The 1287-nt window shown below is 71.3% G+C and carries 1 protein-coding gene and 1 pseudogene; one reads left to right on the forward strand and one right to left on the reverse strand.

Annotation, left to right across the window (positions count from 1 at the left end; translation table 11 throughout):
- The coding region (locus J7E68_RS18235; protein ID WP_215174963.1) for a chorismate-binding protein at positions 1 to 1047 on the reverse strand (1047 nt) is incomplete at its 3' end.
- A 41-nt stretch (positions 1048 to 1088) separates the two neighbouring features.
- On the opposite strand from J7E68_RS18235, the pseudogene J7E68_RS18240 reads away from it, so the two are divergent.
- Positions 1089 to 1287: pseudogene (locus J7E68_RS18240) on the forward strand (DedA family protein); the annotation flags it as partial.

Here is a 1287-nt window from a genome sequence, read left to right on the forward strand (position 1 = left end):
CAGCTTCGGGGCGCCCGTCATGCTGCCCGCGGGAAAGGATGCTTCCAGCAGCGCACCGGAGGTCGTGCCGACCGCGACCGTGCCGCTCACGGTGCTGACGAGCTGATGCACGGCGGGATAGCTCTCGACGGCCCACAGCGCGTCGACGCGCACTGATCCCGGCTCGCACACTCGGGAGAGATCGTTGCGCATGAGGTCGACGATCATCACGTTCTCGGCACGTTCTTTGGCGTCTGCGGCGAGCTCTGCGGCGAGCGCGGCATCGTGCACGGCATCGCGGCCCCGCGGTCGCGTCCCCTTGATCGGGCGAGTGCGGATGACACCTCCCTCGGCATGGAGGAACTGCTCAGGACTGGAGCTGAGCAGCGCTCGTCCGCCGATGCGCACGAACCCGCCGTGGTGCGCAGGCGTCGCCGCCCGAAGCCGCCGGTAGACCGCCACCGGGTCGTGGCGCCCCTCGACGGTGAAGCGCGTGGTCAGGCAGAGCTGGTAGGCGATGCCTGCCCGGATGAATCCGCGACACCGGTCGATGAGCGCCTCGTACTGCGCCGGGGTGTGCCGCGCCTCGGCGACGCGGATCGGGGACGGAGCCTCGGTCGACGCCCGGGTGGCGGCCGCATCTGACCCGCTCCGCGCGACGAGTCTCGCCCAGGCGTCCAGTTCGCCTGCCGGGGCGTGCACCCAGACGCGGCCGGTCTCATGATCGAAGGCCGCGCATCGGCTGACACGCAGCCAGGCTCCCCCGGGGGCATCGGCGCTGTCCGCCACGGGTGCGCCTGCGGCACGCGCGCCGGTCTCGTAGTCGTACCAGCCGACCCACCCGTCCCGCAGCGGAGGCTGCGAGGGGTCTGTGCGCGGAGCGCCAGCCAGTCCCACGCCGCCGGGGAACGCCGACCGCTCCCCCGTGCCGACGAAGCCCCATCCCCGTGTCGCATCCGCGCCCGCGTCGAGCCAGAAGACCTCGGGCGACGTGCGTTCGAGCGCCAGGAAGAGCGCTTCGGGGTCGGCCGTGCCCGGCAGGACGCGGCCGCTCAGACGTTCAGGCACGTTCTCAGCCTAGGCCGCGGTGTCTCCCGTATTCTCAAGGGGTGGACGACTTGGTGCCGTGGCTGATCGACTTCATGCGGTCCATCGACCCGGTCGCCCGGACACTCGTCGCGGGCCTGGCGGTGATGCTCGAGACCAGCGTGCTGATCGGTCTCGTCTTTCCCGGCGACACGGTCGTTCTCATCGCCTCCATCGGCATCACCACGCTCCCCCAGGCCTTGGCGATGGTCGGCGCAGTCG

Source organism: Microbacterium sp. ISL-103 (assembly GCF_018613995.1).
Taxonomy (GTDB): Bacteria; Actinomycetota; Actinomycetes; order Actinomycetales; family Microbacteriaceae; genus Microbacterium.